We start from the raw sequence: 7,790 nt of genomic DNA on the forward strand, positions 1-7,790 counted from the left end.
GCGGTGGAGCATCTGAATATGTGGAAGTTATTTACAGACAATTCCTAAAAGGATGTTACCAGACAATATAATTTGCCATGGATTGCTATTGTATTGTTAAAGTAGTTGCGGCAATTATTATCAGACCGGGTATTTGATAGATATGCTAAACACCCTGCGCAATATCGTACAGGAAGTCAGTTCTGCCTCTGATCTACAGGTGGCACTGCAGATTATTGTGCAGCGAGTTCGTGGTGCCATGAACACCGAGGTGTGCTCCGTCTATCTTTACGATTCTGAGAGCACCTCTTATACGTTGATGGCTTCGGAAGGTTTGAACCCTTCTGCTGTTGGTCAGGTCACGCTCTATCACTCTGAAGGTCTGGTTGGGCAGGTAGGGCTGCGGGAAGAACCAATAAACCTCGAAGAGGCAGCTTCTCACCCAAAATTTCACTATATCCAGGAGACCGGAGAAGAGCGATTTACCTCTTTTCTCGGTGTTCCTATCATCCATCACCGGAATACGCTTGGTGTCCTGGTGGTTCAGCAGGTTGATCAGCGGCGTTTTGACGAACATGAAGAAGCTTTTCTGGTCACCATGTCTGCTCAATTGGCAGGGGTTATTGCCCATGCCCAGGCAACCGGTTCAATCAATAATGTTTCCTCGCCAACCCGCAAAAAACGAATTGCCCGCTTTCAGGGAAGCGCCGGTGCCACTGGGGTTGCGATCGGTGATGCTGTGGTTATTACGCCTCCGGCTGATCTTGGAGCCGTACCTGAGCGTACCTGTAAGAATGTAGATCTGGAAATTGCATTGTTTGACGGTGCGCTGGCTGCAGTGCGTGAAGAAATGCAAGAAACCGCTGAGCGGCTTTCTGATCGTTTACCCGCCGAGGAACAGGCACTGTTTGATGTGTATCTGAGAATGCTGGATGACCGGGCCCTTGGGCAAGAGATAAGGGAGCGAATTCAGGGCGGATCCTGGGCACAGGGCGCCTTGCGACAGGTGATCGAAGAGCATATCCGCAATTTCGACATGATGGATGACCACTATCTCCGTGAACGGGCTGCCGATGTGAGGGACCTTGGGCGCAGAGTGCTTTCTCATCTCCAGCAGGGGGAGCACGCAAGGGTTGAATACCCAAAGAATACCATTCTGATCAGTGAGGAGCTTTCACCGGTTATGCTCGGGGAGGTTCCGCAGGAGTCACTGGCAGGCCTGGTTTCCAAGCAAGGCTCCAGCAACTCCCATGTGGCTATTCTTGCCCGTGCTTTAGGTGTGCCTACCGTTATGGGGGTGGTTGACCTTCCTTTCCATAAACTGTCCGGTAAAAAACTGATTGTGGACGGCAATCTTGGGCTGATTTACTCCTCTCCGGCCCAGGAGCTGTTGGATTACTACAACGAAGTGCTGGAAGAGGAGAAGCAGTTCAGCAAGGGGTTGGAAGCCATCCGGGATCTGCCTTGCGAGACCCCGGATAATTACCGAATTCCGCTCTGGGTCAACACCGGCCTGATGACCGACACCATCCGTTCACTGGATAGAGGGGCTGAAGGTGTTGGCCTGTATCGTACTGAAGTTCCTTTTATGGTTCGGGATCGCTTCCCCAGTGAAGCCGAACAGGAAAAGATCTACCGACACCAGCTTGAAGCCTTTGCGCCACGACCGGTTACCATGAGGACCCTGGATATTGGCGGGGACAAGTCGCTGAGCTATTTCCCCATCAAGGAAGATAATCCTTTCCTTGGCTGGCGGGGGATTCGGGTAACCCTGGATCATCCGGAAATCTTTCTGGTGCAGGTCCGGGCCATGTTAAAAGCCAGCGTGGGCCTGGATAATCTCCGGATTATGTTGCCGATGGTATCCAGCATTTTTGAAGTGGAAGAAGCGCAACACCTGATTCACCGGGCCCATGCGGAAGTGCTGGCTGAAGGCTTGCCGGTATCCATGCCGCCGGTTGGGGTAATGGTAGAAGTTCCCGCTGCCGTTTATATGGTCAAGGACCTGGCACAACGTGTCGACTTTCTTTCCATCGGATCGAATGACCTTGTTCAATACCTGCTGGCCGTAGACCGCAACAATCCACGGGTATCTGACCTTTATCACTCCTTTCACCCTGCAGTTCTGCATGCCTTGCAGAAGGTTGCAAATGATGCCCATCAGGAAGGAAAGACCGTCGGCATCTGCGGTGAAATGGCGGGTGATCCTGCTGCTGCGGTACTGTTAATGGCCATGGGCTTCGATATGCTGTCGATGAGTGCAGTGAATCTGTTAAAAGTAAAGTGGGTGTTAAGACGCATTGGTATGGATCGTGCGAAAAAGATATTGTCGGATTTAATGAAACACGACAATGCGCAAGTTATTCGAAGTTCCCTTGAACTTGCCCTTTGTAAAGAAGGCATCGGCAAGATTCTCGGGATCAAGGGTCGGCGCTTCCAGGAGACTGTCTGAGAATAGCGCCCATCCACGAGGCTGTCCGAGAATAGACTGCCCTACGCGGCAACTGCTCCTGTGTTGCTCTAGGAGCTGCCCCCGTCTGCGCGACCCGGGCCAGGCGCCCCACCTGTTCCCTGAGCTACGGACCGTGAAACAGAAACGTTCTTGAGCGATCAAGAACCCTTGCCCGCCAGAGTGGGGAGTGTCAGGATCCGGCAATAATCCCTGTCAGGCAAAACTATCTCTGCTACGCTACTTTTGCCCAAAGCCACCCACCATTTGTCAGGAGTTTTGATGAATATTGATGTTTCGCCAGCCCCTGGCGTCCCTTTCGTTGTAAATAATTCCTGCCCTGTTTGCCTGCAGGCATTTGCTGATCAAAGAGAAATAACCGTTGCCACTTGTCAGCATCGATATCATGAGCAGTGCATCACTCCCTGGCTGAACAATTCCAGAGGGATTGACCAGCGCAGTGTCGATGTTGTGCAGCAGGTATCTGGCCATGGCAGTGGGGCTGAACCAATGCTTGCCCTGGCCACTGTTCCCGATGAACCCCTGCCCGTGCAATGCTGTCGTTCCGGAGATATGGAGGTGTTGTCTGACTGGCTGGGTCGGGAGCCCATGCTGGCCCGCCAGAGCTTTTACTCAACGTTTTACGGCGGCCATGTCACGCTGCTGCACATTGCTGCTCATACTGGCAATGAGGCGTGTGTAAAGATGCTTGTTAATCATAACTCTGATGTCAATGCCGTCTCCTCTGTCGGCGTGACGCCCTTGCACTTTGCTGCTGAATTTGGCCACGAGCAGTGTGTCAAAACATTGATCGTTAATGGTGCCAATATGAATATCCGTGACAGTATGGGCAGAAGCCCCTTGCACAGTGCTGCCCTGCATGGTCAGTTGACGTGTGTGGAGCGCTTTCTTGAATTCGGGGCGATTGGCAATGAAATTGACCTGTTTGACACAACCCCCCTGCATCTCGCGGCTATGATGGGGCATGTTGCCTGTGTGGCAGCTTTACTCTTCAATGGGCCCAGACAGAAGCATGGTGAGAGGAGTTGGGTGAAGCATGAAGATAATATAGATGCCACCTGTGATCACCATCATACGGCACTGCATCTTGCCGTTATTAATGGTCATGGCAAGTGTGCAAAAATACTGCTTGATCATGGCGCCAATGTGAATGCCATTCTGGACAATGGCAAGACGCTCTTGCATGCTCTCACCCGCAGTGGCCCCATAGATTTCTTGCAAGTGCTCCTTGATAATGGGCTGGATATCAATGCCAAAGACGACAATGGCAGAACAGCCCTGCACACTGCCGCCCTTGGTGGCCGTGCGAACTTTCTGGAACTGTTACTCAATCGCAATGTCAGCCTCCTTGACGCCACGGACAAAGACGGCTCCACTCCCCTGCACATGGCAGCCCTGGCTGGCAGCGCCCGGAGCGTGGAATTGCTGCTGAACCGGCAGGCAAACGTCAACTGCAGAAACAACAGGAACCTGTCGCCCCTGAGCAACGCTGCCCATCAAGGGCATCCAGAGTGTATAAAACTTTTACTGGCTCATGGTGCCGGGTTTATTGAAGCCAGCACAATCCTTGGCTGGTCGCCTCTGCACAGTGCCGTTAACAATGGGCATGTTGATTGTGTGAAACTCCTGCTTGATGCCGGGCACAACGTCAATGCGGCCAACAGTGACGGTATGACCCCTCTGCACAGGGCCACCGTGACTCCCCAGCGGAATTCCGTGGACATCCTGATCAAGTACGGTGCCAATATCCATGCCCTTACAGAGGGCAACAGTACCCCCCTCCATAATACGATCCCGTTCGACAGTGTGGAGTATCTGCAGAGCCTGATCAGGCTAGGGGCAGATATCAATGCCAGGACCCTTTATGGCTTGACGCCTTTGCATATTGCTGCCCGGAGAGGGAGTGTAAAGTGTATGAAAGTCTTGCTTGAGCATCAGGCGCTGATTGTAAGCTCCCAACGAGGCGGGGGATGGACGCCCCAGCATTTTGCCTGCAAATATGGTCACAGCGAATGCCTTCGGTTACTGCTGATGGACAACAGGGCGAGCATCAATCCTGTGGATGAGGCGGGCCATACCCCACTGCACACCGCTGTCCAGTTTGGCAGGTTTCGTTGTATGGCTGTGCTGCTCAATAATAAAGACTGCGTTGTTATTAATGCCAGAAATAGTAAGGGATCGTGTCCCTTGCATATAGCCGCACAGTCTGGCCAGTTAGGTGGTGTACAGCTTCTTTTGGCTAACCAAGCGGATGTTAACCTCAAGAATAAACGGCGCCAGACTCCCCTGCACCTGGCCGCCATAGAAGGTCACAGGCAGTGTGTGCAAGTTCTGGTGGACAACAATGCCAATCTCAGTACCCTGGATGACAAAAACTACTCGCCCGTATGCCACGCTGTCCGCTGTGGTCATACCGCATGCATGGAGCTGTTGATTGATGCGATGGCAAAGCTCGGTATTTCCCTCAATCAGTTGCAGGGAGGGACATCTCTCTTGCATATCGCTGCCCAGTTTAGCCAGATCCACTGTGCTCAAGCCCTGATTAACAGAGGGATAGATGTCAATATAATGTCGGCTGCAGGCTTTACGCCCCTGCACACGGCGATAAAGGCAGACCGGGTGCAGAGTGCACAATTCCTGCTCCAGAACGGGGCAAACATCCATGCGACCTCTTACACAGGCGAGACGGTGCTGCATTTTGCTGTCAAGAAAAATGCCCTTGGGTCTTTGCCCGTTTTGATTGATAGCGGCGCTGATATCCATGCCAGGGATTGCTATGGCCAGACACCTCTGGCGCTGGCCAGGAAGAAAAACCGTGAGCAGCTGATATTGATGCTTGAGAAGGCAGAACAATCCCGGGGCCGATATTCTGACGAGGGTCATTTGCCGTTCATTGTTGATTGCTCCCGCGCCGGGGAATCCATTATGGAGCAAGATTCTCAAGAGTCTGACCGGAATGAGCGTCAAGCCCAGTACTTCTAGTACCCATAGGGCATAAATGCTGGGAAGGATGGGGCCGCCCAGGTAGCTCGGAGTCCGATAGGACTCCTGATGCGGTCTATCCTGTTGTTCGATGTATTGTTTAAGAACTTCAATCGGCGCACCGCCTACCGAACCCGCAAAGTAGCTCGGACTCCATAAAGCATTCTTCATATAGGCAGGCTTTATCAGCTCTGGGTGGTATTGTTTCAGTCTTCGACTTGAAACACCTTTCAGACTGTTTACCAGTTTTGATACTGAGACTTTTGGTGGGTAGTTTACCAGAATGTGTAGGTGATCTTGCTCGCCGTTAAATTCTTCCAGTTCAACATCAAAATCAGAGCAGACGCTTCTGAATATATTTTCAAGAGTTTTCAGATGTTCGTCGGTGAATATCTTTCCCCGGTATTTGGTACAAAAAATAAGGTGTGCGTTGAGCATAAACACACAACGTCTGCCTTTTCGATAACACTAAGAACAACCTTGTTTTTTAAGTTATATGGTCTATAAAAAACACATTATGAGCATTCAGACCAAAACACTGTCAGTCAGAATAAAAGACAAACATGCAAAGGTCTTGCGTGAGATGGCTTACGAGGTCAACCAAGTCTTTAATTTGGCTAACGAGCTAACCATGAAAGCCAATCGTCGTACGAGCGACTATGGGCCGGTTAAGCCGGTTAATCCTGTTTGGTTGTCTGCTTATGATGTCCAGAGGCCCGTTCTTGTTTTCAGGTGAGCTGAAAGAAAGGCTCGGTAAGGCTCAAAGGTCCAACAAGAAGCAAAGAGTCAAGGCTATTCATGCGAAAAAAATCGCAGGAAAGACCAGATTCATAAATTTACAACACGGCTGGTAAACAACCATGCCGCTATATTCGTAGGCGATGTAAGCAGCACTAAACCAAAATGGCTAAATCTGTTTTGGATGCTGGCTGGGGGACACTTAAAGACCAACTGAAGTACAAAGCGATAGCGCAATCAGAACCTTCATCAGTCAGCGCAGGGGCGCAGCGAAACATGCCAGGTTCCTTTAACGAACCTCAGGGCGCCTGCTTGTCACAATCGGCCTCAGGTGATTTTTCCGCTGCTCAAATAGCACAGATGCCGACACTTCACGAAGGACAGATTGATATTCTGCCTACTCAGGGGTTGAGACAACAGGGCACCAGTCGAAGGCAGACGGACGAAACCTGGGCACTGAGAAACAATCTGGTAAAGGCTGTGAATAATGAGTCCTGGGATAACGCCCATAGAATTCAATGCATTTTCGAGGGCATCGGAGCAAGGCTGATGGATGATGGCAAGGCTGACGTACGAAGCCCAGCAGGCACTGAGTGACAAGCTCATAGAGGCCCTGGAAAATAAGTCTTTGGATAAAGCAGATATTTTCCAGAAGATTATTAAAGGAAACCGGGGTCGGAAACCGGGGTCGGAAACCGGGGTCGGGTCTTGAATCTTGATTGTCTAACACCTTCACCTCATACTGCGCCAAACTCGGCGCAACGTCTTTAATTTCCCCTTTCTGAATAAATGCCCTTTCCCCAACCCCCCTGTGACGGTGATCACCGAACAATCCCGCCCTGCCTGACTGGAGCTGCTGGCATTATTGGTGGTAATAGCGGCAACAACCCGGTCGCCTCCAGATATCAGGGCTTTGCATTGCTGCCAGAGTTTGTGGTTGCCATCACTTGAATACTGGTAAACAAACGACTATTGCCGGGCAGATGCATGCCTGACTCGTTACGACAACCGTCTTGTTAAAAATTCTGTTTTTTTATGGAATTTTCTCAGCTGACTTTTGTCTTACCCACAACATTGGGTCATAAAGAAGGTCAAGGCAATGAATGGTGTCATGGGCAACGGGGCAGTCTTGCCACGAAATTGTTCTGCCATCTGTATAGATGACGAACGTATCAGAGGACAATTTGGTGGACACTCACTGGTCGAAACATCTTGTAAACCGCAACCCCACGTTTTCCACCCGGGATGCATAACCCGACACCTTGATAAGCAGGGTGAAACAAGACTTGACCAACACCGATGCAGTGAATGCGGCCAACCGTTACTGCCATTGATTGGTAAGGACGGGGAAAGCGTCGATGACGACGAATCACCTTATTGTGAATCCCGAATGCTTAATGTCTGCCGTAGCGGTAATCTGCGAAAGCTGAACTGGCATCTGGACAAAGACAAGACGTTGGCCAATCAGCCTTATCGCTCAGCGCTCAGCGCCCACCGGTCAGCCAGAAAACCTGTTAGCTGTCGCCTTAAAGCACCAGCATACGGATTTAGCCCGGACTCTTTTCGACCACGGTGCCGATGTCAATGCCGCCGATCATCAGGGTGAGACGCCCCTGCATAT

At 51.1% G+C, this 7,790-nt stretch carries 6 protein-coding genes and 1 pseudogene; 6 read left to right on the top strand and 1 reads right to left on the bottom strand.

Going from position 1 to position 7,790, the window contains the following annotated elements; all coding sequences use genetic code 11:
• Nucleotides 1–142 precede the first annotated feature (142 nt).
• Together ptsP and KDK14_RS18015 are read left to right on the top strand one after the other, a co-directional pair.
• Entirely contained in the window at nt 143–2,431 is a 2,289-nt protein-coding gene (gene ptsP / locus KDK14_RS18010) for a phosphoenolpyruvate--protein phosphotransferase (RefSeq protein WP_257266578.1), read from the top strand.
• A 279-nt stretch (nt 2,432–2,710) separates the two neighbouring features.
• Entirely contained in the window at nt 2,711–5,431 is a 2,721-nt protein-coding gene (locus KDK14_RS18015; RefSeq protein WP_257266579.1) for an ankyrin repeat domain-containing protein, read from the top strand.
• 72 nt (nt 5,432–5,503) lie between these two features.
• On the opposite strand, the pseudogene tnpA reads toward KDK14_RS18015, so the two are convergent.
• Nucleotides 5,504–5,893 (bottom strand): annotated as a pseudogene (gene tnpA, locus KDK14_RS18020) (IS200/IS605 family transposase); the annotation flags it as partial.
• A gap of 55 nt (nt 5,894–5,948) precedes the next feature.
• Here tnpA and KDK14_RS18025 point away from each other — a divergent pair.
• The 4 genes from KDK14_RS18025 to KDK14_RS21870 form a co-directional block, all read left to right on the top strand.
• Nucleotides 5,949–6,167, top strand: coding sequence for a hypothetical protein (locus KDK14_RS18025; protein WP_257266580.1), 219 nt, complete (start codon nt 5,949–5,951; stop codon nt 6,165–6,167).
• Nucleotides 6,168–6,334: 167 nt separating this feature from the next.
• Entirely contained in the window at nt 6,335–6,766 is a 432-nt protein-coding gene (locus KDK14_RS18030; RefSeq protein WP_257266581.1) for a hypothetical protein, read from the top strand.
• A gap of 192 nt (nt 6,767–6,958) precedes the next feature.
• Nucleotides 6,959–7,120, top strand: a complete 162-nt coding sequence (locus KDK14_RS18035) for a hypothetical protein (protein ID WP_257266582.1) — start codon at nt 6,959–6,961, stop codon at nt 7,118–7,120.
• Nucleotides 7,121–7,680: 560 nt separating this feature from the next.
• The coding region (locus KDK14_RS21870; RefSeq protein ID WP_373691112.1) for an ankyrin repeat domain-containing protein at nt 7,681–7,790 on the top strand (110 nt) is incomplete at its 3' end.

The sequence above is a fragment of the Endozoicomonas sp. ONNA2 genome, from assembly GCF_024606365.1.
Classification (GTDB): domain Bacteria; phylum Pseudomonadota; class Gammaproteobacteria; order Pseudomonadales; family Endozoicomonadaceae; genus Endozoicomonas.

Bases quoted from the DNA above. Each gene is read 5' to 3' on its own strand.
- KDK14_RS18035 (WP_257266582.1), top strand. From the start codon at position 6,959: ATGCCCTTTCCCCAACCCCCCTGTGACGGTGATCACCGAACAATCCCG.
- KDK14_RS18015 (WP_257266579.1), top strand. From the start codon at position 2,711: ATGAATATTGATGTTTCGCCAGCCCCTGGCGTCCCTTTCGTTGTAAAT.
- KDK14_RS18030 (WP_257266581.1), top strand. From the start codon at position 6,335: ATGGCTAAATCTGTTTTGGATGCTGGCTGGGGGACACTTAAAGACCAA.
- ptsP (WP_257266578.1), top strand. From the start codon at position 143: ATGCTAAACACCCTGCGCAATATCGTACAGGAAGTCAGTTCTGCCTCT.
- KDK14_RS18025 (WP_257266580.1), top strand. From the start codon at position 5,949: ATGAGCATTCAGACCAAAACACTGTCAGTCAGAATAAAAGACAAACAT.